The sequence below is a fragment of the Azonexus sp. genome (assembly GCF_030824335.1).
In the GTDB taxonomy this organism is placed as follows: domain Bacteria; phylum Pseudomonadota; class Gammaproteobacteria; order Burkholderiales; family Rhodocyclaceae; genus Azonexus.
Map to the genome: position 1 here is coordinate 61,252 of NZ_JAVBXX010000004.1, position 25,800 is coordinate 87,051.

Sequence of the window (25,800 nt, forward strand, 5' to 3'; positions counted from 1 at the left end):
CGCACGGAGGTCACATCATGCACAGACAGTCATTCAAGGTCGCCGGCCTGCGCGATGCGCATTGCGTGCGCACACTGGCCAATGCCATTCAGGACCTGCCGAGTGTCAGCCACCTCGATATCGAGCCGGAAAGCGGGCTGACCGATGTCGAACACGGGAATTTTGTCAGCCCGGAAGATATCCTTCAGGCAATTACCGACGCAGGCTTCAGCGCCGAATACACGACGCACTGAAGCCATCAAGGCTCATTTGCCGCAGGCGCCGCCGTCTGCTTTGACACCAAGTTTGCGGAGCAGCTTCTCCGGCGGGCAGAAGCCGGTGAAGCCGCTCTGGAACAGGTTGAAGCCGACGAAGGCGGTGAATGCCAGGAACCATTCGGAGACGAAGACCGGGCTGCCCTGCCAGCCGAGCGCCAGCGAGAGCATGACGAAGAAGCCGGCCATGATGCGGATGATGCGTTCGATGGTCATGCGTGTTCCTTTCTGAAAGCGGCGTAATACAGCACGGGAATGACGACCAGCGTCAGCAGCGTGGACACCAGGATGCCGAAGATCAGCGCCAGGGCCAGGCCGTTGAAGATCGGGTCGTCGAGGATGAACATGGCGCCGAGCATGGCAGCCAGCGCGGTCAGCGCAATCGGCTTGGCACGCACGGCGGCCGACTGGATCACCGCGTCGTGGAAATCCATGCCGGCGGCGACCTGCTGCTTGATGAAATCGACGAGCAGGATCGAGTTGCGGACGATGATGCCGGCCAGCGCGATCATGCCAATCATTGAGGTCGCCGTGAATTGCGCGCCGAACAAGGCGTGGCCGGGCATCACGCCGATGATGGTCAGCGGGATCGGGGCCATGATGATCAGCGGCACGAGATAGCTGCCGAAATGGGCGACCACTAGCAGATAAATCAATATCAGCCCGACCGCGTAGGCCAGGCCCATGTCGCGGAAAGTCTCGTAGGTGACCTGCCACTCGCCGTCCCATTTGACGCTGTAGCCGGCGTAGGGATCGGTCGGCTGGCGGATGAACCATTCGCCAAGCGTGCCGCCTTCCTTGAGTGCCATGCCGTTGATCTTCGAGCGGATGTCGAACATGCCGTAGAGCGGCGAATCGAGCTTGCCGCCCATGTCGCCGACGACATAGACCACCGGCAGCAGGTCCTTGTGGTAAATCGTCTTCTCGCGCGCCGTGTCGCGCACCTCGACCAGTTCCGAGACCGGCACCAGCGCCCCGTCGCGCGAGCGCACGCGCAGCTTGAGCAGGGCGTCGAGCGTCGATTTCTGCTCGGCCGGCAACACCACGCGCACCGGCACGGCGAATTTCGAATCGGCGTTGCGCACTGGCGTCACGTCCATACCGGCCAGCCCCATGCCGACGACCTCGACGATGTCGCTCTGCGCCACACCCAGTTGCGCGGCCTTGGACTGCTGCACATGGAGCACGAACTTGCGTGAATCGGCGTCGATGTAATCGTCAATGGCGACGATGTCGGCGGTTTCCGTAAAGGCCTGGCGCACCTGCTTGCCGACGGCGATCTGGCCGGCGTAGTCGGGGCCGTAGATCTCGGCGACGATGGGCGACATCACCGGCGGTCCCGGCGGCACTTCGACGACCTTGGCGACGCCGCCGTTGCGCTGGCCCACGGCTTCGACCGCCGCGCGCACGCCGGCGGCGATTTCATGACTTTTCCGTGAACGATGGGCCTTGTCGACCAGATTGACCTGGATGTCGCCCTTTTCCGGGGCGGCCCGCAGGTAATACTGGCGGACCAGGCCGTTGAAATTGATCGGACTGGCAGTGCCGGCGTAGGCCTGGTAATTCGTCACCTCCTCGACCCTGGCCAGCTCGGCGCCGATTTCCTGAAGCACTCGCGCCGTTTCTTCTACCGGTGTGCCGACCGGCATGTCGACGATGATCTGGAATTCGCTCTTGTTGTCGAACGGCAGCATCTTCAGCACGACGAGCTGAAAGTAGGCCAGCGATACCGAACCGAGGATCAGCAGAACGACGACGATGGCCAGTTTCACCCGCGCCGCGGCGCCCTTGAGCGGATCGAGGAAGGGCGTCAGCAGCTTGCGGAAAGTGCTGTCGAGTTTGGCATCCAGTTTTGACACCGGCGCCACACTATGACTGGCATGCGACTTCATCAGACGCACCGCCAGCCAGGGCGTGACAACAAAGGCGATGGCCAGCGAAATGGCCATGCCCATCGACGAGTTGATCGGGATCGGGCTCATGTACGGCCCCATCAGCCCGGAGACGAAGGCCATCGGCAACAGCGCGGCGATCACCGTCAGCGTCGCCAGGATGGTCGGCCCGCCGACTTCATCGACCGCGCCGGGAATGATTTCGAGCAGGGTCTTTTCCGGATACAGGGCCTGCCAGCGGTGAATGTTTTCAACCACCACAATGGCGTCATCGACCAGGATGCCGATCGAGAAGATCAGCGCGAACAACGACACCCGGTTCAAGGTGAAACCCCAGGCCCATGAGGCGAACAGCGTCGCCGCCAGCGTCAGCGTCACGGCGATGCCGACGATCACCGCTTCGCGCTTGCCCAGCGCGAAGAAGACCAGCAGCACGACAAAGGCGGTGGCGAAGACCAGCTTGCCGATCAGCTTCTGTGCCTTTTCGGTCGCCGTCTCGCCGTAGTTGCGCGTCACCGTGACCTCGATGCCGTCGGGAATGACGACGTTTTTCAGGCTTTCAATACGGTCGACCGCAGCATTCGCCACATCGGCGGCATTGACGCCGGGCTGCTTGGAAATCTGGATGGTGACCGCCGGGAATTCACCGTCCTTGGTCCCGAACCAGGCGTAGTGCTGCGGCTGGTCGGGGCCGTCCTCGACGCTGGCGACATCGCTCAGGTAGATCGGTTTTCGCTCGCGGACGGCGACCACCAGACGCTTCACATCCGCCGCCGACTCAAGGTAAGTCCCGGTCTGCACGAGAATTTCGCGATTGCCGGAGACCAGGCTGCCGGAAGTCTGCAGCGCGTTCGAAACGGTCAGCGCGCCGGCGATGTCCTGCGGCGTGACGCCGAAAGCGTTCATCCGTTCAGCGTCGAGCAGCACGCGCACGGCGTGGTCCGGCCCGCCAAGCGTCGAAATGTCGCGCGTGCCCTTGATCCGTTTCAGTTCAATCTCGACCGCACGCGCCACCTGCTGCAGTTCATAAGCCGAACGCGCCGGGTCGGCGGTGTGGAAGGTCAGTGCGACGATGGGCACGTCGTCGATACCGCGCGGCTTGATCACCGGCTCGGACACGCCGAGATTGGCCGGCAACCAGTCGCGATGCGCCATCACGGTATCGTGCAGACGCAGCACCGCGTCGTTGTATTTGACGCCGACCTCGAACTGCACGGTGATCACCGCCATGCCCGGGCGCGACATGGAGTTCACATGCTCGACGCCATGCATGCGCGACAGCACCTGCTCGCCCGGCGTCGCCACCAGATTCTCGACATCCTTGGCCGAAGCGCCCGGCCAGGCGACCAGCACATCGGCCATGGTCACGTCGATCTGCGGCTCTTCCTCGCGTGGCGTCACCAGGGTGGCGAAAACGCCGAGCAGGAAGGCGACCAGCGCCAGCAGCGGCGTGATCCGCGAATCCTGGAAGGCGGCAGCAATGCGCCCGGAAATGCCGAGCGAGGTTTTTTCAGCAGCCATGGCTTACTTGCCCGACTGGATCTGGATGGCCGCCTTGACCGGGTCGGTGACGACCTTGTCGCCCGCAGCCAGCCCGGCCAGCACCTCGATCTCGCCCTGGCCGACAGCCTCGCCCAGGCGCAACTGGCGCAGGCTGAGACGATTGTCCGGCAATAGCACATAAACGGCGGCGACCTCGCCGCGTCGCAGCACGGCGCTGGCCGGCACGGTCAGCTTGTCGGCGCGGCCGGTGACGAAATGGACGCGGGCAAACATGCCGGGCGTGGCTTCCGGCAACGCCGGCAGGTTCACGCGGACTTGGGAAACGTGGGTCGCCGCGTCAGCCGTCGGCAGCACCTGGACGGCGGTCGCCTCGACCCACTTGCCGAGTTCGGGAAACTCGACGCGGGCCGTCGTCACACCGCGCATTGCCGCCAGACGATACTGCGGCACGCTGGCAGTAACGCGCAGACTGCCCGGCTGGTAGATGGTGAACAGCGGCGTTCCCGGCATCGCCATGTCGCCGGCTTCGGCGTGACGTCGGGCAACGATGCCGGCCATCGGCGCGACAATGGTGGCGTGGCTCTGGCTGGCACCGGCGGCACCGCGATTGGCGGCAGCCGCATCGAAATCGGCCTTGGCCTTGTCGAGCGCGGCCTGGCTGACGAACTTCTGCGCCTTCAACTGCTGGTGCCGTTCGTAATTGAGTTTCGCCACGTTGTACTGGGCGTCGGCAGCCCGGGCGGCTTCGCTCGCCTCGCGCGCATCGATGCGCATCAGGAGGTCGCCCTTGTTCACCCGCTGGCCGGCGTCGGCGCGCACTTCCAGCACCCGGCCGGCGACCTGGGCACCGATCGTCGTCTGTTGCACGGCCTCGACGACCGATTCCGCCGGGAAAGTCAGGTCGACCGGATGTGGTTTGACGGTGATGACTGACAGGGGATCAGCCGCCAACACTGCGGTCGACAGCAGATTCAGGGCAAAAACCAGTGTGCGCGGGATGTTGATTTTCATGAATATAAGAATACGCTAATTTATATTCATGAACAAGCAACGCACGCTACCCGGTTTTTGCCCCCCTTTCGTCCATTGCGGCAGTGTTCAGTTCGCCTGCCAGATGTTGCGGCAACGGGTTTCCGTAATCCGCCAGCAAGCGGCGGCCCCGACCGCGGCACACAAGGTCAGCGCCAGCAAACCATGGCGCCAGACCTCGACGCTGTACAGGCGCGCCCCACTGCTCATCTCCCCCTGCCAACCCAGATCCATGATCCAGCCGACCACCGGCTGCATGATCGCGGCACAGAAAAATCCGCCCATGTTGGCGATGCTGGTCGACACGCCGGACAGCATTGGCGGGTTCACTTCCTTCGAACAGGCCCAGGTCAGGCTGAATCCTGCGGTCGACAGCCCCAACAAGGCAAAAAGCCCATACGACATGCCAAGCGGCATGGTCATGCAGGAAAGCAGGACCAGCCACAGCAGCACATAAAGATGCGAGGTGGCGATCAACACCGGTTTGCGTCGGCCCAGACGATCGGACAAGCCGCCGATAAACAGGCAGCCGATAGCAAAACCGCCAAACCACAAGGACAGATGGTTCGCCGCCACCGAGCGCTCCATGCCGTGCACCTGGACCAGATAAGGCGTCGCCCACAAACCGGCAAAGGTGAAAAAGGCACCGGAGGTGCCGGTATTGACGATGACAACCGGCCAGGTTGCCCGGTTCTTCAGCACGGAGAGCAGACCGGAAAGCACGACCGTCCGGTCAAAACGATGCCGTGGAGCACCGTTTGCTGCACTCGGCGAATCGCGCACGATCAACCAGCAAAGCAGGCCGAGCACCAGCGACAAGATACCGACACCGATAAACACACCGCGCCAGCCGGTTGCCTGAGCCAACCCGGAGAGCGGCGCGCCGGCCAGGACCGAGCCCATGTTGCCGATCAGCATGCAGATGCCGACAATGGTGGCGAAACGATTTTCCTCGAACCAGACAGCAACCAGCTTCAGCATGGCAATAAAGGTGACCGAGACGCCCAGCCCGATCAAGGTTCGGCCGATCAGCGCCAGTTCCAGGCTCGGGGCAAAACCGAACAGCAGGCTGCCCAGACCGCCCACCACCCCGCCCAGCGCCAGAATGCGCCGCGGCCCCAGGGTATCGACCAGGATGCCGGTCGGCACCTGCATGACGGTGTAAACATAAAAATACGTCGCTGCGAGAACCCCGAGCGATGCCGCCGAGGTTTGAAATGATGCGGCCAGATCCTGAGCGATACCCGCCGGGGCAAAACGCTGGAAGAACGACAGGATGTAAGCCAGTGCAACAACGCCCAGAATGATCCAGCGTCGGCGCAGTTGTTCAGTTGTTAACGGTTGCATGCTGTCTCCAATCTACTTTGTAAAAAAAGCGCCTCTGGGGGCGCTTTGTCGGTCAGGCAAAGAGCGCGCTTATTTGAGGGAAAGCACCCATTTGGCCAGGGTTGCCGCCTCGGCATCGCTGACGGCGTTGGCCGGCATCGGCACCTTGCCCCACTCATCCTTGCTGCCGTTCTTGATCTTGGCTGCCAGCGCGGCTTCGGCACCGGCTTCGGCCGCACGTTTTACGGCAATGTCCTTGTAGGCCGGGCCGACGATCTTTTTCGCCACACTATGGCAGGTCATGCAGTTTTTGGCTTTGGCCAGATCCTCAGAGGCCAGAACCGGCATTGCCACAAAGGCGCCGGCGAGCAACACGGAAAGCATCTTCTTCATTGTTTCCTCCTTTTAGTTAATCACTGTTAAATGATCTGTTTGAGCGCGCAGTCTAACCCGACTCGCAGCGAACGCACACCATGCGCATGGCACCTCGTCCAGGCGGACATCAGTCCACCACTTGCAGCTTGCGATACAGCGTCCGCGTACTGACCCCGAGCTGGCCGGCCAGTTCGCCAATCTCCCCGACATGGCGCTGCCTGGCCCAGTTCAGATACTGCTGCTCCAGTTGATCCAGCGCGACGATCCGGTCGAGGCAAAAGCGCCCATCCGGCAAGGCCGTCTCGTCCGGCGCGGGCGCATCGCCAATTTCTGCCAGATGCATCACATCGATCGTATCGCCATCGGCCAGCAGCGAGGCCCGCTCGATCAGGTTGCGCAATTCACGAATATTGCCGCTATAACGCCGCGCAGAAAGCCAGTGTTGCGCTGCTTCGCTGAAACGGCGTCCCGGTTTGCGGTCTACCCGACCGAGCAACGATGCGGCAAGCAGCGGAATATCCGTGGGACGCTCGTGCAGCGCGGGCGTCCGGATCGGAAAAGTGTTGATGCGAAAGTACAAGTCGCGGCGAAAAGTTTCGGCCTGCACCATGGCCGACAAATCGCGGTGGGTGGCGGTAATCAGGCGAAAATCTGCGGGTAGCCAGTCCAGGCCGCCAACCCGGCGAAAGGTGCCGGTTTCCAGCAGGCGCAGCAGTTTGACCTGCTGCGACAAGGGCAACTCGCCGATTTCGTCAAGAAACAGCGTGCCGCCGGAAGCCGCTTCGACCAAGCCCAGTTTGCGATGCGTCGCACCGGTGAAGGCGCCTTTTTCGTAACCGAACAGCTCCGCTTCAAACAGGGTTTCCGTCATGCCGGCACAGTCGACCGCAACAAAGGGGCCTTCTTCCCGTGCACTGGCTTCATGAATGGCGTGGGCGACCAGTTCCTTGCCGGTCCCTGTTTCGCCGAGCAGCAACACGGCGGCGTTGGCGTTGGCCACACGCAGGATTTTTTCCAGCATGCTGACAAAAGCCGGCGACCGACCGACCAGGCCTTGAGCAGCTGCGCGACTGCTGGCCTGACGCACGACACGCATGGTTTCGACGAAGTAGGCAATTTCCCCGCTTTCGTCGCGAATCGGCATCGTCTCGACAGCCACATGTTCTTCGCCACGCGGCGTGTGATGCAGATGCAGTACGCGCTGCGGCTCACCGGCTTCCAGGCTGAGTTTCAGCGGGCAGGATTCGCCGGCCTGATCGCACGGCACATTGAAGTGATGCGAGACCTCGTAGCAAGCGCGCCCGGCAATTTCCCGTCCACCACCGAATTCACGGGTGTAAGCTTTATTCGCTGCAATGATCCGGTAATCGGCACTCATCACGATGCGCGGCTCAGGCAAACCATCGAGAAAGGAAATCAACTCACTGAGAAAGTGCGATGTCAAAATTGACACTCCAGCCATTAATTGCTGTCAATTTTGACACACAAGCCAGCCACATCCGACAACAAACCCGAGGGACCCGGCCAAGCCACTGATTTCTAAGGCACCTGTCCAAAAACGGAGGCTGGCACGCAACTTGTTTCTACAACGATAGCCAGACACTGGCATCCCCAACCATCACGGATACAAAATGAGCCAGCCAGACAGCAATAAACAAGGACAAGACGCCGAGGTATCGTTTTACGAAAAACGCAAAAAGATTTACGCCAAAGGCGTACGGGGCTATTTCGACAACTGGCGCATCGCGCTGGTCATCCTGACCCAAGTCGCTTTTTATGGCGGCCTGTGGCTGGAATGGAACGACCGTCAGGCACTGCTGTTCCATCTCGTCGAGCGCAAGTTCTATATCTTCGGCATCGTATTCTGGCCGCAGGATGTGATCTATCTGGCTGTCCTGCTGATCATTTCCGCCTACGCCCTCTTCCTTGTCACCGCCGTCGCCGGGCGACTGTTCTGCGGTTACGCCTGCCCACAAACGGTCTACACCCAATTGTTCATGTGGATCGAAAACTGGGTCGAGGGCGACCGCAATGCCCGCATGAAGCTCGACAAGATGCCGATGAACGGTCGAAAACTGCGTCTGCGGGCAACAAAGTTCCTGCTCTGGGGCATTCTTTCGCTGTGGACCGGCTTCACGCTGGTTGGCTATTTCACCCCGGTGAGCGAACTGCTGAACAATATCGCCACCAATAATCTCGGCCCTTGGGAAACTTTCTGGATCTTTGCCTACGGCGGCTTTGCCTTCCTGTTTGCCGGCTTCATGCGCGAACAGGTATGCAAGTACATGTGCCCGTATGCCCGCTTCCAGAGCGTGATGTTCGACCCGGACACGCTGATCATCACCTACGACCCGGCACGTGGCGAACCGCGTGGCGCGCGGAAAAAGGATAGCGATGTCAGCAAACTCGGCGACTGCGTCGATTGCGGTCAGTGCGTCGTCGTCTGCCCGACCGGCATCGACATCCGCAACGGCTTGCAATACGAGTGCATCGGCTGCGCAGCCTGCGTCGATATCTGCGACCAGGTCATGGACAAGGTGGGGCTACCACGCGGCCTGGTCCGCTACTCGACCGAAAACGCCATGGCCAAACAACAGAGCAAGGCCGACATCCTCAGCCACATGGTCCGCCCACGCGTATTGGTCTACACCGCCATCCTGATCCTGATCACGATCATTGCCGGCTGGTTCCTGGCGCACCGCATCCCGCTCAAGGTCGACATCATTCGCGACCGTTCGACGCTAGCCCGCGAAGCCGACGATGGCAGCATCGAGAACGTCTTCATGTTGCAGATCATGAACACAACCGAAGCACCGCAACGCTACAACATTACGGTCGACGGCCTGACCGGGGCAAAAATCACCGGTGAGCAAGCCGTCGATGCTGCACCGGCGGGCCTCACGTCGTTCAATGTTGTGGTCAGCGCTCCGCCGGAATCGGGCAAGCGCGGCTCCAACCCGATCCACTTCAACATTACTGCCGAAGGTGACGAGTCGATCACGCTGCGGGAGAAAGCTTCTTTCCTCCTGCCTTGACGCCAAACAAGGCAGGCATCACTTGGCGGGAGCTGGTCTCCCGCTTTTTTTCGCCCGCCGTTTTCAGGCGAAAGATACGGCTTGGAAAGCTGCTCGGCCGATTATTCAGCGACCAGCGTCACCGTCTCGCCGGCAAACTCGACCAGCTGACCCGGACGCACTTTTGCCCGTTTCCGGGTGTCGACCGCAGCATCGACCTTGACCAGCCCCTCGGTGATCGCGGCATGGGCCGCACCACCCGACTCGCACAGGCCGGTTGCCTTGAGCAGTTGATCAAGCTGGATGTACTCACCGCGCACGGCAAAGGTGTGATTCATGAATTTTTCCGATGATAATCAATAAGCTATGGCGATCAGCCAAAGCAAGAAACAACTAATCGACCGCGCCAAGCTTGCGCGATGCGCACATTTCCGCCAGCACACGCGTCTCCAGCGTCAGGCGACGGTGCGCCAGCGCTTCAGCCACTGCGGCCCGCAAGACAAAGTCCGAAGACGGCCAGGCGACAAAAGCCGAGATATGTGCCAGATCAAGCGCTTGTACAACACTTTCCATGCTGGCTTCGGCTGCGAGCATGATGCAGGCGCAATCCGGCTGCAGTTGGGCCAGATCAGCCAGGAAACTCGCGCCATCCAGTCCGGGCATGTGATAGCCGGCAATCACGCAAGACAAACGGGTATCAGCCGCGATTTTCAAGCCCTGCGCCAGCGAATCGGCAATCTGCACCTTGATGCGCGCGGTATCGATCCGCGGCACATGGGCGTGACGCACATGTTCGCGTACTTCGCCAAAAACATCATCAATCCGGCCCGAATGAGTCAGCGACTCAGCAATGGCATGAGCCACAGCCGGCACATCATGCACGATCAAGATCTGATCGATCTCGTTGACCGCATCGGCCGGCAACTCGACACCGTCTTCGCGCAACAGATTGGCCTGGTGGCGCTGCGCCAGCGTGGCTTGGCGCAGATCGACCGCAAGAGCGAGCGAGCTCTTGAGAAAATAGCCATGCCAAGGTTTGGGAATAAAGCGGTAGATGTGCGTTTCGTTGATCATGCGGATCAGCGAATCGAAGTCAGTATGGCCGGAGAGCACCAAACGGGCACAATCAGGCTGCAACTGGGCCAGCGCATGAAGAAAATCGAGGCCGCTCATTTCGGGCATCCGATAATCGGCCAGCACCGCCTCGAATACCTGCTCCCTGGCCCTTGCCAGGGCTTCCATCGGATTGGCAAAAACCTCAACCTCGTACTGGTGCCGACCAAAGGGCGGGGCCATCAGTTCCCGACGTACGGCATTGAGAATGTTCGGCTCATCGTCGACGACCAGAATTCGATGCTTTTCGTGAGTTTTTTCTTGATCCACCGCATTCCACCTTAAGCGAGTTTTCTGCCCATCAGCCCGCGTACCGACACGGACCCCACTTGCCACGAAAGAAGCCTAACACTGCATGGCGCGCTTGAGCAGTTTACTGCCGAAGCCCCATTTTTTCAGCTTCTTATGCAAAGAGCCTGTTCAGGCCACCAGCAATTCACAGACCGTGCCGTGCTTGGCTGCCAAAGCAGCCACCTGTGCACCAAGTTCAGAATCACCGCTAAATACCAGACGATCAACCCCGGCCGCGCACAAGCCCTCGATGGCCGGGCCATCGCCGTGCAGCAGGTTGAGTACACCAGCCGGCCACTCGACACGACTGGCCAACTCGCAGAGAGCGTAGGCCACCGCAGGCGCTTTCGGGCTGGGCTTGACGACCATTGTTGCCCCGGCCAGCAACGCGGGCACGGCGGCCGTCGCGAAACCGAGCAACGGATGCCCGGCACCGACCACCAGCGCAACGACCCCGCTATCCCCCACTGCCAATGCTCTGAGCGCCATGACCGCCGCCTCGACCTCGGCGGTCGCATCGGCCTCCTCACAGGCGATATCCTGCATCAGCAACTTGGCAAAGTGCCCGGCGTAGCGGGCCAACGCATCGGCCAGGTTCGCCAGACAAAGCTGGCGAGCCGCCACACCCAACGCAGCCCATTCGCCTTGCGCATCTCGGGCGGCCTCCACGCCCTTGGCCGCCTCCTCTGCGCCACACATCGGCACGCGCCGCAAGGCTTGTCCGGTCGACGGATTGACCACGTCAAAAAAGCTGTCGCCCATCGTGAGATAGGCGTGGCCGTTGATCCAGAGCGGAATGGCCATCGGGCCTTCGGGTGCAAATTCCATGTTTCAGTCTCGCTTTCTTGCCGCGTAATGTTCGAAAAGACCGGCGGGCGGCACACCCCGAACGGCCATGAGCGGTTTCTGCTGCTCCCAGCGAGTGGACCGCAGAAGGCCTTCAGGCAGATAACGTATCGCGCAATCGACATGTTAATATTGCGCCGCACAATAAGGCAAAGTAGCCAATGCTACTCAAACCCCGAGAATAAAGGAATCCAGTTGTCAGAAGCACCCGACGGCGCCACCAGAACCCCCGGTTCGATCCAGGTCATCGAGCGCATGATGTCCCTGCTCGACGCCCTCGCAGCCTCCCCCGAAGCAACCAGCCTGAAGCATCTGGCCAGCGCCACCGAACTGCACCCATCAACGGCCCACCGCATTCTGGCAGCCATGTGCAATGCGCGTTTCGTCGAGCGCCAGGATGCCGTGAATTATCGCCTTGGCATCCGCCTGCTCGAACTCGGCAACATCGTCAAATCGCGCATCAATGTGCGGGAAGTTGCGCTGCCATTCATGCAAACGCTGCATGAACAGATTGGCGAAGCGATCAACCTGGGCACCCGGCACGACGACGAAATCGTTTATCTCGAACGTACCTCATCGGGACGGGCGCTCGTGCGCGTGGTTTACCTGGTCGGCGGGCGCGCCCCGCTGCATCTCACATCGCTGGGCAAACTGTTCCTGGCCGCCGACAGTCAGCAAAAAGTCCGCGACTACGCAAAGCGCACCGGCCTGCCGGGCAAGACCCCGCACTCCCTGACCACCCTCGATACACTGGAAAAGGAACTGGACAAGGTGCGCCGGCATGGTATCGCCTACGACGACGAGGAAGCGGAAATCGGCCTCAAGTGCGTTGCCGCCCCCATCCATGACGACGAAGGGCATGTCATTGCCGCACTATCGGTTTCGGCGCCAGCCGATCGTCACGATCCGGACTGGGCCCGCCAGGTTCTGGCCACGGCAGATGCCGTTTCTCAAGCCTTGGGATATCGCCGGCCACGCCCCTGAGGCGTAGCCGGGCGATCCATCAGGTTGGCTTGACCGTTGAGGTCAGGCTCGCACTTTCCATCCAGCGCTTGATTCGGTTGGCATCGCCAACCCGGGTCATCTTGCCTTGCGAGTCGAGCAGGACGATAACCACCGGTTTATCGGCAACCCAGGCTTGCATCACCAGACAACGACCTGCTTCGGAAATGTAGCCGGTCTTGGACAGACCAATCTGCCAGTTGTCGCTGCGTACCAAGGCGTTGGTATTGTTGAAATTCTGGATGCGCCCATTCAGTTCCAACTTGGCTTCCGCCGTCGTCGAATAGTTGCGGATTTCCGGATAACGCGCTGCTGCAGCGACCATGCGGGCCAGATCATGCGCCGTCGACACGTTATTGCTCGACAAGCCAGTCGGCTCTTCAAAATGGGAATCGTGCATACCCAAGGATTTGGCCTTGCGATTCATGGCTTGCACGAAAGCCCGCAAGCCACCCGGATAATGGCGGCCCAGCGCGTTTGCTGCGCGATTTTCCGAAGACATCAGGGCCAGCAACATGGCCGTTTCGCGCGTCATCGTGGCACCGACCGGCAAACGCGAACGCGAGCCTTTCAGGTCATCGATATCTTCAGCGCTGATCGCAATGACTTCATGCAGATCGAGACTGGCATCCAGCACGACCATCGCAGTCATCAACTTGGTGATCGAGGCAATGGGAACCACGGCATCCGAATGCTTTTCGACCAGCACCTTGCCCGTGGTCTGATCAATCACGACAGCGGCAGAAGACTGGATGGCCAGGCGACCCGGATCGTCGTCCAGCGATACCCGATGCAAGGGCTTGTGCGCCACCTCGGCGACTTGTTTTTTCGATTTACTGGTCGATTTGACAAACTTTTTGACCGGCACGCTTTTCTTCGTGCTGCTTGCCAACTGCTTCTTGACCTGTTTTTTGGCCTGCTTTTTGACCGCACCCGACTTGTTCGCGACCTTCTGGTTCGTCGCAGCTTCGACCTTGCCGGCACACACCGTCAAGGGAACTGCGGCCAGCGTCATGGACACAAGCAGGGACAATAATTTTCGCCGCATGGGAAAGCTCCAAAGTAAACCCGGATTTTATCCGAGTTTACCAATCCGGTCCAAAATTTCAATTAAACCATGAGGATAGCGGCGATAATTCAAGCACTATTTCAAGAGGCATCCACGACAGTCAAGGCCGTCATATTGACGATGCGGCGCACCGTGGCCGTTGGCGTCAGGATGTTCACCGGCTTGGCCGCGCCGAGCAAAATCGGTCCGACCGTCAGGTTGTCACCGGCTGCCACCTTGAGCAGATTGAATGAAATATTGGCTGCATCCAGCGTCGGCATGATCAGCAGATTGGCCTGCCCCTTGAGCCGCGAGTTCGGGAAAGCCGCCAAACGGATTTGCTCGTCAAGCGCGGCGTCGCCGTGCATTTCACCTTCCACCTCAAGATCCGGCGCCCGACGCTGCAACTGGGCCAGCACTTCGCGCATCTTGAGCGAGGTGGGCGTGTCCTGGGTACCGAAGGTGGAGTGCGACAGCAATGCCAGCTTGGGCTGAATGCCGAAATTACGAATCTCTTCGGCTGCCAGCAGGGCCATATCGGTCAGTTGCTCGGCCGTCGGATCGTAATTGACGTAGGTATCACCAATGAACACCGTCCGACCCGGCAGCATCAGCAGATTCATTGCGTAATAGCGATCCAGCTCAGGACGGGTGCCGATCACACTCTGCACATACTCACGGTGCGTATCGTGGCGACCGAAGGTACCGCAGATCAAGCCATCGGCGTAACCCAGACGGACCATCAGTGCACCGTACAAGGTATTGCGGCGACGCACCTCGCGGCGGGCGTAATCCGGCGAAACGCCCTGGCGCTCCATGATCCCGTGGTAGGTCGTCCAGAATTCCTCGTAGTGTTCGTCGAAGAAAGTACTGTTGTCGGAGTGGACCACCTCGAAATCTTCGCCTTCGCGAATCCGCAAGCCGGCTTCTTCGATGCGGCGATTGATCTCGGCATGGCGGCCGATCAGAATCGGTCGGGCAATACCTTCGTCACGCACTACCTGCACGGCACGCAAGACGCGTTCATCTTCACCTTCGGCAAACACGATGCGCTTGGGTGCCAGCTTGGCCTGCGAGAAAACCGGCTTCATGATCATGCCGGAGTGGTAAACAAATTCGTTCAAGCCCTGGATGTAGGCATCCCAATCCTTGATCGGCCGGGTGGCAACCCCTGACTCCATGCCGGCCCGGGCGACCGCCGGGGCAATCTTGACGATCAGGCGGTGATCGAACGGTTTGGGAATCAGGTACTCCGGACCAAATCCGGAAATTTTCTCGCCATAGGCGGAAGCAACGACTTCCGACTGTTCGGCCCGCGCCAACTCGGCAATCGCCTTGACCGCCGCCATTTTCATTTCTTCGGTGATCGTCGTCGCACCCACATCGAGTGCGCCACGGAAGATGAACGGGAAGCAAAGTACGTTATTCACCTGATTCGGATAATCTGAACGGCCGGTACAGATGATGGCGTCGTCACGCACGCTCTTGACCAACTCGGGCGTGATTTCCGGCGTCGGATTGGCCAAGGCCATGACCAAAGGCTTCGCCGCCATTTTGGCCACCATTTCCGGCTTCAGCACGCCGCCAGCCGACAAACCGAGGAAGACGTCCGCATCGGCGATTACCTCACCGAGCGTCCTGGCGTCAGTCACCTTGGCGTAGCGCGCCTTGATCTCGTCCATCTCTTCGACGCGACCTTCATAGACCACGCCCTTGATATCGGTAACCCAGATGTTCTCAACCGGCGCGCCGAGCATGACCAGCAAGTCAAGACAAGCCAGGGCCGCAGCACCGGCACCGGACGTGACGATTTTTACGGTCGACAGGTCTTTACCGATCAAATGCAGGCCATTCAGGATGGCTGCACCAACCACAATGGCCGTGCCGTGCTGGTCATCGTGGAAGACAGGAATTTTCATCCGTTCGCGCAGTTTCTTTTCGATGTAGAAACACTCAGGCGCCTTGATGTCTTCCAGATTGATGCCGCCGAAGGTTGGCTCCAGCGAGGCGATGGTATCGATCAGCTTGTCCGGATCGCGCTCGTCGATTTCCAGGTCGAACACATCGATATTGGCAAATTTCTTGAACAGAACGCCCTTGCCTTCCATCACCGGCTTGGCTGCCAGCGGACCAATGGCCCCAAGACCCAGCACCGCAGTGCCGTTGGTGATCACACCAACCAGATTGGCCCGCGAAGTCAGGGTGCTGACTTCGGCCGGATCGGCGACGATTTCCTCGCACGCGAAGGCGACGCCTGGCGAATACGCCATCGACAGATCATACTGATTGGTCAACTGCTTGATCGGTGTTACCGCGATTTTGCCCGGCTTCGGCTCGCGATGGTAATAGAGAGCGGCTTCGCGCAATTGTCTGGGATCCATGTCTTCCTCCGTTTTGTATCGTGAAATACGGTTTTGGGATGCGATAAATTATAGCACGCAGCACATTCTGGCCAGCATTTCGGACATCACTTAGACATTGAAAGTCAAGTAGATGTTTACCCCCGATTAAGGCATAATTACGGGCTTCCCAGCCGACGGCCCCTCGCCGCTCAAGTCTTGGTGGCAGCTCCCGGCGACTGGCGTGAAACCTAGCTATTTCAGTAACTTAGAGAGAGACACCGCCATGACCGCACCGCTGAATGCACCTGCCTACGTCAAACACGAAGGCCTGAAAAAATGGGTCGCAGAGATTGCCGCGCTGACCCAGCCAGACAAAATTCACTGGGCTGACGGATCGCAGGAAGAGTATGACCGCCTGTGTGCCGAAATGGTAGAAGCCGGCACGCTGATCAAGCTGAACCCGGCCAAGCGTCCGAATTCCTACCTGGCCTTCTCCGACCCGTCCGATGTGGCACGCGTCGAAGACCGCACCTACATCTGCTCGGCCAACAAGGAAGATGCCGGCCCGACCAATAACTGGGAAGAGCCTGCCGTCATGCGCGAAACGCTGAATGGCCTGTTCAAGGGCTGCATGAAGGGTCGCACGATGTATGTGATCCCGTTCAGCATGGGTCCGCTTGGTTCGCCAATCGCCCATATCGGTTTCGAAATTACCGACTCCGCCTACGTCGTCACCAACATGCGCACGATGACCCGCATGGGCAAGGCCGTCTTCGACGTGCTCGGCAGCGATGGCGAATTCGTCCCCTGCATCCATACCGTCGGCGCCCCGCTCGAACCGGGCCAGCAGGACAGCAAATGGCCGTGCAACCCGACCGTCAAGTACATCGTGCATTACCCGGAAACCCGCGAAATCTGGTCCTACGGTTCCGGTTACGGCGGCAACGCCCTGCTCGGCAAGAAGTGCTTTGCGCTGCGCATCGCTTCCAACATGGCGCGCGAACAGGGCTGGCTGGCTGAACACATGCTCATCCTCGGCGTCGAATCGCCGGAAGGTGAAAAGACCTACGTCGCTGCCGCTTTCCCGTCGGCCTGCGGCAAGACCAACTTCGCCATGCTGATTCCGCCGAAGACCCTCGACGGCTGGAAAATCACCACCATCGGCGACGACATCGCCTGGATCAAGCCGCGTGTCGACAAGGACGGCGTCACCCGTTTCTACGCCATCAACCCGGAAGCAGGCTTCTTCGGCGTCGCACCGGGTACCAGCGAAAAGACCAACTTCAACGCGCTGGCGACGTTGAAGGAAAACATCATCTTCACCAACGTCGCACTGACCGACGACGGCGACGTGTGGTGGGAAGGCCTGACCAAGGAAGCCCCGGCGCACCTGATCGACTGGCAGGGCAAGGATTGGACGCCGGAAGACGGCAAGGCCGGCAAGAAAGCCGCCCACGCCAATTCGCGTTTCACCGCGCCGGCCAGCCAGTGCCCATCGGTTGACGAAGCCTGGGAAGATCCGGCCGGCGTGCCGATCTCGGCCTTCATCTTCGGCGGCCGTCGTGCCACCACCGTGCCGCTGGTGTACCAAGCCTTCAACTGGAACTACGGCGTCTACATGGCTGCCACCCTCGGTTCCGAAACCACTGCCGCCGCCTTCGGCCAGCAGGGTGTCGTGCGCCGCGATCCGTTCGCCATGCTGCCGTTCTGCGGCTACCACATGGGCGACTACTTCAACCATTGGCTGAAGATGGGCAAGACCGTCGATGCCACGCCGAAGATCTTCTGCGTCAACTGGTTCCGCATGGACAAGGACGGCAACTTCATGTGGCCGGGCTTCGGCGACAACATGCGCGTGCTGAAGTGGATCGTTCAGCGTTGCAAGGGCACCGTGGCCGCCAAGGAAACCGTGCTCGGCTGGATGCCGAAGTTCGAGGATATCGACTGGAACGGCCTGGAAATCGACAAGGGCGACTTCGAAGCGCTGACCACCATCGACGCCGACGCTTGGAAGGCCGAACTGGCCGGCCACAAGGAATGGTTCGACAAGATGGGCGAGAAGATGCCGCGCGAACTCGTGCTCAAGCGCGAACTGTTCGAAATGGGCATTTTCAAGGACGCTGCTTGATCCTAGCCTGAGCCAGGATCACACGGCCACCGAGGTGACAAACCCGGTGGCCGTTTTACTTTGGAGAATCGCATGCTGCGTTCCGCCGCCCGTCTGGCTGATATCGAGCCCTTCCACGTCGTCGAACTGCTGACCCGCGCCCGCCAACTGGAAGCTGAAGGCCGCGACATCATCCACATGGAAATCGGCGAACCGGACTTCCCGACGCCCGAGCCTATCGTCAATGCTGCGGTCGACGCGATCAAAAGCGGAAAAACCCTGTACACCCAGGCGCTCGGCCTGCCCGAACTGCGCGCCGCGATCAGCGATTTCTACTGCCAGCGCTACGGCGTCAGCGTGCCGGCCGCCCGCATCGCCATCACCAACGGCGCCTCCGGCGCACTCAATCTGGCCTTCGCCTGCCTCGCCGATCCCGGCAGCGAATGGCTGCTGACCGACCCCGGTTACCCGTGCAACCGGCACATTTTGCGTACCTACGAAGGTCGACCGCAGTCGATTGCCGTCGGCCCGGAGAGCAATTTCCAGCCGACCGCGGCGCAGGTCAGCGCGGCCTGGAATGAACGCACAGCAGGCCTGCTCGTCGCCTCACCGGCCAACCCGACTGGAACCTTGCTAACGCTGCCCGAGATCGCCGCGCTAGCCGACGTCTGCCGTCAGAACAACGGTCATTTCCTGGTCGACGAGATTTATCACGGCCTGACGTACGCCCCGTCCCCCAAGGGGACTTGCTTCGCGGCGAAGGAAATCCCCTTGGGGGGCACCCGATCCAATAGGGAGAGCGCCCCCGGTTTCGCCGCAGAAACCACCGCCTGCAGCGCAGGCGACGACATCTGGGTGATCAACAGCTTCTCGAAGTATTTCCAGATGACCGGCTGGCGGCTGGGCTGGATGGTGATCCCGGAAGCCTTTGTCCGCGATGTCGAGAAACTGGCACAAAACCTTGTGCTTTGTGCGTCGACGCCGGCGCAATACGCCGCGCTCGCCGCCTTCCAGCCGGAAACCATTGCCATCCTTGAGGAACGCCGGGCCGAATTCCGCCGCCGCAGGGACTTTCTGGCGCCGGCACTGGAAGCCATCGGCTTCCGCGTCACCGCCCGGCCGGAAGGCGCTTTTTACCTGTATTGCGACTGCTCGGCGCTGGCCGCCGACAGCTTCACGCTGGCCCGCGACCTGCTCGAAAAAACGGGTGTTGCGGCAACACCGGGGCTGGATTTCGGCAGCAACGCGCCGGAAAAACACATCCGCTTCGCCTATACCACCGGCGTCGACCGGCTGGCCGAGGCGGTCGAACGCCTACGCCGCTACTTCGGGCGGTAGGGCGAGATCGGGATAACGGGCAGCAACGGCCACCCAGTCGAAATATGGGCCGGGGTCGCTCTTGCGTCCCGGCGCGATATCGCTATGGCCGGCAATTGCGGCAATCGGGTAGCGCTGGCGCAAGGCATCGATCAAACACCACAGCGCCGCGTACTGGGCATCGGTGAACGGCTGCTCATCGCAGCCTTCGAGCTCGATGCCGACCGAGAAATCATTGCAGTTGTCGCGCCCGCACCAGTCTGAACGACCGGCGTGCCAGGCGCGCTGGTCACAACCGACGAACTGGACGATGCGTCCACCGCGCCTGACGTAGAAATGCGCCGATACCTGCAAACTGGAAATTTCGGAAAAATACGGGTGGACCGCAGCATCGAGCCGGTTCAGGAAAAAATCCTCGACCCAGTCGCCACCGAACTCACCCGGCGGCAGGCTGATGTTGTGGATGACGACCAGCGACACCGCCGCCCCCTGCGGCCGCGCGCCAAAATTGGGCGATGGCAGGTGGTCGACCGTGGGACCAGCAGTTGTTTTTGTGGCCGTAGCAAGCCAGCCTCTGGCCAGCCAAGGCTGCGCCACACCGCGCTTTGCCGGTCTGCCCGTTCTGTGCCGGCGCCTTGCTGCTCGCGTCACTCGATGCCCAATCGTTCCAGTCGGTAACGCAGCGAGCGGAAAGTGACGCCCAGCAGGCGAGCCGCCGCTGTCCGGTTGCCTTCCGTCTTCTGCAAGGCTTCGAGGATGGCCTGCCGTTCGAGTCGATTCAGGTAATCGTCCAGCGTTTCGCTGCCGCGCCCTTGCAAATCGCCGCTGCCCATTTCGTCAGGTTCGAGATGCAGATCATCGGCTTCGATCAAATCACCGGCACACAGGGCGGTTGCCCGCTCGAGGATGTTCTCCAGCTCACGCACGTTGCCCGGAAAGGAATAAAGCTGCAGCGCCTTGATGGCATCAGGGGAAAGCCTTGGTGGTGCCTCACCGCACAGTTTGCCCAGCACGCTGTCGACCAGCGGCACGATGTCTTCCATGCGTTCGCGCAGCGGCGGCATGCGCAACTCGATGACGTTGAGCCGGTAATACAGATCCTGGCGAAAGCTTCCCTTGTCGACACAGTCACGCAAATTGCGGTGGGTAGCGCAGATGATGCGCATATCGACCGCTTCTTCCGTGACGTTCCCCACCTTGCGCACGCGTTTTTCCTGGATCGCCCGGAGCAATTTGACCTGCATGGCCAGCGGCAGATCGGCCACCTCGTCGAGAAACAGCGTGCCGCCATTGGCCGCCTGGAAGAAGCCGTCGCGATCGCTTTCCGCCCCGGTAAAGGCGCCTTTGCGATAGCCGAAAAATTCGCTTTCCATCAGGTTTTCCGGGATCGCACCGCAATTGACCGGGACAAAGGGGCCGCTGCTACGGGCGCTGCGCGCATGAATCAGGCGAGCCGCCAGTTCCTTGCCGCTGCCCGACTCGCCGGAGATGTAAATCGGCGCCTGACTGCGCGCCAGTTTTTCGATCATCTCGCGCACTTGCTGCATGCACGAGGATTCTCCGGTCAACGCCCGCAAAGCGCTGTTTTCCACGGCACTGTCCGGCAAACGCAAGGCCGACTTGACCAAGGCGCGCAACTGTTCGAGCCCGACCGGCTTGGCCAGGTAATCGAATGCCCCGGCCTTCAGTGCGGCAACCGCATTGCCGGCGCTACCGAAGGCGGTAATCACGGCAACCGGGGTTTGCGGATAATGCTCGCTGATGTGGCGAACGATCTCCAGCCCCTCGCCATCCGGCAGACGCATGTCGGTCAGGCATAACTGGAAGCTGCCGGCAGCCAGCGCCGCCTGTGCTTCGGCAACCGATCCAGCACACTCCGCCGCCAGCCCCATGCGGGACAGGGTCAGGTCGATCAATTCGCGGATATCCGCTTCGTCATCGACGACCAGAATACGATTCAACTCGCCACGCGGGCGCCGATCACTGCGATTCACGGACACGTATCGTTTCTCCCGACAACTATGAAATGACCACCGCTCGCCTCGGTATTCAGGCTCAGGGATGCGCCGTTGGCCCCGCACAATTCGCGGGCAATGAACAAGCCCAGCCCGGTTCCCTGATGGTGCGTGGTGAAAAACGGCTCGAAAACCTGATCGTACATTTCCACCGGCACGCCAGGCCCGTCATCGGCCACATGCAATTCTACCCGGCCGTTGCTCCGTGCCCAGCGAGCGCTGATCCGCACCGCACCAGCGCTGCGCGATGAATGACGCAGCCCGTTGCTGACCAGATTCCACAACACCTGATGCAGGTGTGCCCGATCAAAACACAAGGTCAGGTCATCCGGCACGTCGATCACGATGGTTTCGGCCGGCAAATTCTCGCTGGAGAGCAGGTCGACCGCAAAAATATCGCAAAAGCCATGCAAGGCAATGCGATCAAGTCTCGGCTGAGTCTGCCGGCCCAATTCCAGGACATCGCCAACAATCCGGTTCAGACGCGCCGTGTTATCGCCGATGATGCGCAGCAAGCGGTCGGATATTTCGCCGCGCCGCTCTTCCTTGAGCAACTCACCCGCATGGCTGATGGCCGACAGCGGATTGCGTATTTCATGCGCAATGCTGGCGGTCAACCGCCCCAAGGATGCCAGTTTGAGCTGTTTGGCGCGCTCCTTGATGCGCCCCATGTCCTCGACAAAAACCAGTACCTCGCCATCCGAACTGGCGGTCGACTCGAAACGGGCACTCAATTCGGTGTTACCGGCACCCTGCAGCATGACACTGTCGGTACTGCTGCCGGCCCGCCAACTGGCAAGGGCTGCAGCCAACGGCGGCGCATGCGTGGCGAGATCGCCCCCCTCGGCCGGCAAATTCAGCAGATACGCCGCCATCGGGTTATGCCGCACGATTTCCCCTTCGCGGGAGACGATCAGCACCCCATCCTGCATGCGCTCGACCACTCGCTGACTGATACGTATCTGATTATCCAGCGCGATACCGCGGCGACGCGCCAACTCTTCATTGACCATCACACGCTGACCGAGCAGACGGGCCAGCACGGCAGTCGCGAAATACGCGGCGGAGATGAATCCGGCTTGCACGATGCTACCGGGATTCAAGCCATGCCGCAGGATGCCAAGGGTCTGGACGGACAAGGCGGCCAGCGTCGCCAACGCGGCATAAAACAGGACCAGACGCCCCTGCCCGACCAGACTGGCTGCCGCCAGCGAAACCAGCAGGATCAGGCCCAAACCACTACTCACCCCGCCGGCAAGGTACATCAGCGTATTGATGACCACCACATCGACCAGTACCTGTGTCGACAATTGCAGATTGAAATGCTGTTGCCAGAGTCGCGCCAGCAATATCCCGATAGCGCTTGCCGCAATGTAGGCACCGACCATGCCAAAGCTGAGCGCCGATGGCAGCAGGTTCAGGCGCAGCATCCAGTCATTGGGAAAAAACAGGGCCAGCAAAGACAGGCTGGCCAGCAGCAGACGGTAAAGATTGAAATACTGGAACGACCGCCAGTTGGCCTCCCAGGTCGTAGACAGCCAGCCCTGCACCGTCAACTCCCCTGGCGCTGCACCGCCCGCCGGTGGGCATCGTTGCAGAAATACCTTGCGCCATCGGCCAGTGCATCGCTCTCCGGCAAATGCACCCCGCAGTGGGCGCAGGTCACCATGCGTTCGACCGGCGGATTGCGCCGGGCATCATCGCGCGGCGGCGTGGAACGCTTCTTCCAGGCCCACCAGACAATGGCAAAAAGAATCAACAACAGCAGATATTTCATCATGATCGTGGCCGCTTACTGCGGCTGCTCCACCCATTCGATAATTGCCTGCCACTGTTCAAGATCCCGCTCGGCGCGCGAACGCGGCAGGTCGAAAATCGTCATGCCGGCAGCGGCAGCTTGCACATAGACCTGCGTATCGCGCAGGTAAGCCAGCACCGGCAGCTCGAAGGTGGCGAAAAACCGCTCCAGCTCGCCAGCCGCTCGCGTTCGCGCATCGACCCGCATGCCGATCACCGCCACATCGGCCTTGCCCTTGCGCACGGCTTTTTCATCGAGCAAGGCTTCGAGGAAATGCCGCGTTGCCCGCATGTCGAAAATCGATGGCTGGACCGGCACGATAACGCGTGTCGACAACTTCAGTACCTTGTCGAGCATCTTGCCGTGCAAACCGGCCGGCGTATCGAGCACGACATGCGAAATGCCCTTGGGCGGCCGGGCAATATTGTCCGGCCCGATATCCCAGGTTTCAATGGTTGGCAACTCGAACGGACGGGTGGCCAGCCACTCGCGCGACGATAACTGGCGATCAATATCGCCCAGCATCACATCATGGCCGCACGCCGCAAAATAACCTGCCAGATTGGTCGCCAGAGTGCTCTTGCCTGAGCCGCCCTTGGGATTGGCGACGAGAAAACCTTTCATGCCTTGCTCTCCCGTTTTTCCAGAATGCCGCGCACCAGATTGACGTGCTCACGCAAGGTATAGCCCAGATCGGTGTACCCCAGCGGCAATTGCAAATCGCTGGCTTCATCATCCAGCTTGTCGAGGCGCTGGCGATATTCCGCCAGGCGCACCGAATCGAAATTGTTTTTCAGATCAAGCTCCAGCAGTTTCAACTCGCCGTAACAGCGAAATACCCGCGAACGTACCCGCCAGCTATACAGCGCCGGGGCAATCCGCATCAGCGGAATAAGCAAGGCGATGACCGGCACCAGCAGGACAATCAGGCGGTCGACCAGCACGGCCAGCCAGAACGGCAGATAGCGTTGCAGGAAAGGCGGCCCGGACTTCAGGAAACGCTCGGCTTCCGGAGAAAGCGGCAGCATGGCATCCATGTAGGCAGGAAATTCGTTTGCCGTCTGGAAAAATCCGGGCTTGCCGTGCACTTGCTTGGCGGCCTGCAGCAACAAATTCTGCAAGGCCGGATGCAGGTCGTCGCGAATCACCAGCGTGGCGGTCGGCGCAAGAATCCGGGTGTCCTCGGGCGGAAAGTCGCGGACCAGATCAGCCACGCCCCGCGGCATGGTCAGGCGGGTCAGGAAAGGGTAACGCCGCTCGTAGGCGCTGCTCTGGGCAAAGCTCATCAGCTTGACGCCGGGCGAACGCAGCAGCACTTGAACGACCGGCGCGTGTTCCGCAGCAATGACAAAAGCCGCGTCGATGCGGCCTTGTTGCAATTCTTCCGCCGCATCCAGGCCGGAAATCGATAAGGCATTGACCTGGGAATCTACCTCGTTGTCTTCCAGCAGACGCCAGGCAAGCTGACGAATGCCTGAGCCTTCCTGACCGATGGCGATGCGTTTGCCGCGCAATTCGCTCAGCTTGGTGATGGTGGGCCCGCGGTAGAAAACCCAGACCGGCTCATAAAACACGCTACCCAGCGACAACAAACCCGCATCTTCCGGATTGCCATCGCTCAGCACATCGTCCGCCGGCGCAATGACACCGCCCTGGACAAAACCGATCTGCGCTTCGCCATCGCGCAAACGCTGCAAATTATTGACCGAACCTTCCGACGTCCGGATCTCCAGCGTGATGCCATCGCGCGCCAGAATCGCCGCATAGCGTTTGGCGAAATGGAAATAGGCACCGCTTTCCCCACCGCTGGTCATCACCACATGCCGGGGCGGCGCCGGCTGGACGAACTGGAAGGCCACGACAAAACCCATGCCGGCGAGCAGGAAAATCCACCATGCGGTGGCAAACAGGTCGCGCAAAGAGAGAAGTCCAGCCTTGATTTTCGTCATCATGCGTCACTCACGGAAAATAAGCGCCTCTCGTCGTCAAGATGCCGAGGGTATCACCGCGGCCTGCTTCGATCTACCGCAGACGGCCGCCCCAGCGACAAAACGAAGGAAAATCGGTCAATTCCCAGGTCGACCGGAAAAACGCAGAGAGTTGACCAGTGAATCGCCTTAACCATGCGCGGCTCGAATCGAGCCACTGCCAACGTTCAGCTATCCCGCCCCCCCAAACGGCAGGTAACTGAGTCGAGCAGTCGTATGGGGCGATTTCTGAACTACTGCACCTCGGCCAAAGCGGTTATTCGACTGCTGCGGATTGAGCGGCAGCTATTCTGCAGCAAACAGACGGAGGATCCGATTTGTTGCAGAACACCTGATTCTTGGCATGATGATCTCACTCTCCTACCCCGCAGGCGACGCTTGGATAATTTGAATGTGGACATTCAGATCAAAAAGGGCGGTAGTGAGGTGCTCCCCGTAATCAGTGCCACAGGCAATTTAGTAAAGTCCGTTTTCGAGAAGGAGAATGGACTTGAAGAAGCGATTTTCAGAAGAGCAGATCATTGGTTTTTTGCAGCAGGC

At 60.4% G+C, this 25,800-nt stretch carries 22 protein-coding genes; 5 read left to right on the forward strand and 17 right to left on the reverse strand.

Annotation, left to right across the window (positions count from 1 at the left end; genetic code table 11):
* Positions 1–17: 17 nt before the first annotated feature.
* Positions 18–233 (forward strand): heavy-metal-associated domain-containing protein, encoded by a 216-nt coding sequence (locus RCI20_RS01635; RefSeq protein WP_306602753.1) that lies wholly within the window; start codon positions 18–20, stop codon positions 231–233.
* A gap of 12 nt (positions 234–245) precedes the next feature.
* On the opposite strand, the gene RCI20_RS01640 is transcribed toward RCI20_RS01635, so the two are convergent.
* The 6 genes from RCI20_RS01640 to RCI20_RS01665 form a co-directional block, all read right to left on the reverse strand.
* Positions 246–470, reverse strand: a complete 225-nt coding sequence (locus tag RCI20_RS01640) for a DUF2892 domain-containing protein (RefSeq protein WP_306602754.1) — start codon at positions 468–470, stop codon at positions 246–248.
* Entirely contained in the window at positions 467–3,667 is a 3,201-nt protein-coding gene (locus RCI20_RS01645; protein ID WP_306602755.1) for an efflux RND transporter permease subunit, read from the reverse strand. Before RCI20_RS01645 ends, RCI20_RS01640 begins: the two co-directional genes overlap by 4 nt.
* Positions 3,668–3,670: 3 nt before the next feature.
* Positions 3,671–4,660, reverse strand: a complete 990-nt coding sequence (locus RCI20_RS01650; RefSeq protein ID WP_306602756.1) for an efflux RND transporter periplasmic adaptor subunit — start codon at positions 4,658–4,660, stop codon at positions 3,671–3,673.
* 87 nt (positions 4,661–4,747) lie between these two features.
* Entirely contained in the window at positions 4,748–6,025 is a 1,278-nt protein-coding gene (locus RCI20_RS01655) for an MFS transporter (protein WP_306602757.1), read from the reverse strand.
* 69 nt (positions 6,026–6,094) lie between these two features.
* Positions 6,095–6,397 carry a c-type cytochrome gene (locus RCI20_RS01660; RefSeq protein ID WP_306602758.1) on the reverse strand — a complete coding sequence of 101 codons (303 nt, stop codon included), beginning with the start codon at positions 6,395–6,397 and terminating at the stop codon, positions 6,095–6,097.
* A 109-nt stretch (positions 6,398–6,506) separates the two neighbouring features.
* A complete protein-coding gene (locus RCI20_RS01665) occupies positions 6,507–7,823 on the reverse strand; it encodes a sigma-54-dependent Fis family transcriptional regulator (protein WP_306602759.1) in 1,317 nt (438 codons plus the stop codon).
* 187 nt (positions 7,824–8,010) lie between these two features.
* On the opposite strand from RCI20_RS01665, the gene ccoG reads away from it, so the two are divergent.
* A complete protein-coding gene (gene ccoG / locus RCI20_RS01670) occupies positions 8,011–9,414 on the forward strand; it encodes a cytochrome c oxidase accessory protein CcoG (RefSeq protein WP_306602760.1) in 1,404 nt (467 codons plus the stop codon).
* 101 nt (positions 9,415–9,515) lie between these two features.
* On the opposite strand, the gene RCI20_RS01675 is transcribed toward ccoG, so the two are convergent.
* The 3 genes from RCI20_RS01675 to RCI20_RS01685 form a co-directional block, all read right to left on the reverse strand.
* Positions 9,516–9,731 carry an RNA-binding S4 domain-containing protein gene (locus RCI20_RS01675; protein WP_306602761.1) on the reverse strand — a complete coding sequence of 72 codons (216 nt, stop codon included), beginning with the start codon at positions 9,729–9,731 and terminating at the stop codon, positions 9,516–9,518.
* Between the two features lie 55 nt (positions 9,732–9,786).
* Positions 9,787–10,776, reverse strand: a complete 990-nt coding sequence (locus tag RCI20_RS01680) for a response regulator (RefSeq protein WP_306602762.1) — start codon at positions 10,774–10,776, stop codon at positions 9,787–9,789.
* A gap of 150 nt (positions 10,777–10,926) precedes the next feature.
* Positions 10,927–11,625 carry an aldehyde dehydrogenase family protein gene (locus RCI20_RS01685; RefSeq protein WP_306602763.1) on the reverse strand — a complete coding sequence of 233 codons (699 nt, stop codon included), beginning with the start codon at positions 11,623–11,625 and terminating at the stop codon, positions 10,927–10,929.
* A gap of 213 nt (positions 11,626–11,838) precedes the next feature.
* On the opposite strand from RCI20_RS01685, the gene RCI20_RS01690 reads away from it, so the two are divergent.
* Complete coding sequence (locus RCI20_RS01690) at positions 11,839–12,627, forward strand: IclR family transcriptional regulator (RefSeq protein ID WP_373691454.1); 789 nt, start codon at positions 11,839–11,841, stop codon at positions 12,625–12,627.
* Positions 12,628–12,646: 19 nt separating this feature from the next.
* On the opposite strand, the gene pbpG is transcribed toward RCI20_RS01690, so the two are convergent.
* Entirely contained in the window at positions 12,647–13,693 is a 1,047-nt protein-coding gene (pbpG, locus tag RCI20_RS01695; RefSeq protein WP_306602764.1) for a D-alanyl-D-alanine endopeptidase, read from the reverse strand.
* A gap of 101 nt (positions 13,694–13,794) precedes the next feature.
* Complete coding sequence (locus tag RCI20_RS01700; protein ID WP_306602765.1) at positions 13,795–16,074, reverse strand: NADP-dependent malic enzyme; 2,280 nt, start codon at positions 16,072–16,074, stop codon at positions 13,795–13,797.
* Positions 16,075–16,318: 244 nt separating this feature from the next.
* Between RCI20_RS01700 and RCI20_RS01705 the strand changes: the two genes are divergently transcribed.
* Both RCI20_RS01705 and RCI20_RS01710 read left to right on the forward strand, forming a co-directional pair.
* Entirely contained in the window at positions 16,319–18,163 is a 1,845-nt protein-coding gene (locus RCI20_RS01705; RefSeq protein ID WP_306602766.1) for a phosphoenolpyruvate carboxykinase (GTP), read from the forward strand.
* Positions 18,164–18,235: 72 nt separating this feature from the next.
* Complete coding sequence (locus RCI20_RS01710) at positions 18,236–19,480, forward strand: pyridoxal phosphate-dependent aminotransferase (protein WP_306602767.1); 1,245 nt, start codon at positions 18,236–18,238, stop codon at positions 19,478–19,480.
* Here RCI20_RS01710 and ampD read toward each other — a convergent pair.
* From ampD to RCI20_RS01740, 6 genes are read right to left on the reverse strand one after another with little or no spacing between them, the layout of a single operon-like run.
* Positions 19,457–20,056: a 1,6-anhydro-N-acetylmuramyl-L-alanine amidase AmpD gene (gene ampD / locus RCI20_RS01715; protein WP_373691455.1), complete on the reverse strand. Its 600-nt coding sequence runs from the start codon at positions 20,054–20,056 to the stop codon at positions 19,457–19,459. The two genes, RCI20_RS01710 and ampD, sit on opposite strands and share 24 nt — an antisense overlap.
* A 50-nt stretch (positions 20,057–20,106) precedes the next feature.
* Complete coding sequence (locus RCI20_RS01720; protein ID WP_373691456.1) at positions 20,107–21,453, reverse strand: sigma-54-dependent transcriptional regulator; 1,347 nt, start codon at positions 21,451–21,453, stop codon at positions 20,107–20,109.
* Entirely contained in the window at positions 21,450–23,024 is a 1,575-nt protein-coding gene (locus tag RCI20_RS01725; protein WP_306602769.1) for a PAS domain-containing sensor histidine kinase, read from the reverse strand. Before RCI20_RS01725 ends, RCI20_RS01720 begins: the two co-directional genes overlap by 4 nt.
* A 2-nt stretch (positions 23,025–23,026) precedes the next feature.
* Positions 23,027–23,254, reverse strand: coding sequence for a PP0621 family protein (locus RCI20_RS01730; RefSeq protein WP_306602770.1), 228 nt, complete (start codon positions 23,252–23,254; stop codon positions 23,027–23,029).
* Between the two features lie 12 nt (positions 23,255–23,266).
* On the reverse strand, positions 23,267–23,896 hold the full coding sequence (locus RCI20_RS01735) for a ParA family protein (RefSeq protein WP_306602771.1): 630 nt from the start codon (positions 23,894–23,896) through the stop codon (positions 23,267–23,269).
* Entirely contained in the window at positions 23,893–25,224 is a 1,332-nt protein-coding gene (locus RCI20_RS01740) for a TAXI family TRAP transporter solute-binding subunit (RefSeq protein WP_306602772.1), read from the reverse strand. The genes RCI20_RS01735 and RCI20_RS01740 overlap by 4 nt, the downstream gene beginning before the upstream one ends.
* Positions 25,225–25,800: the final 576 nt, after the last annotated feature.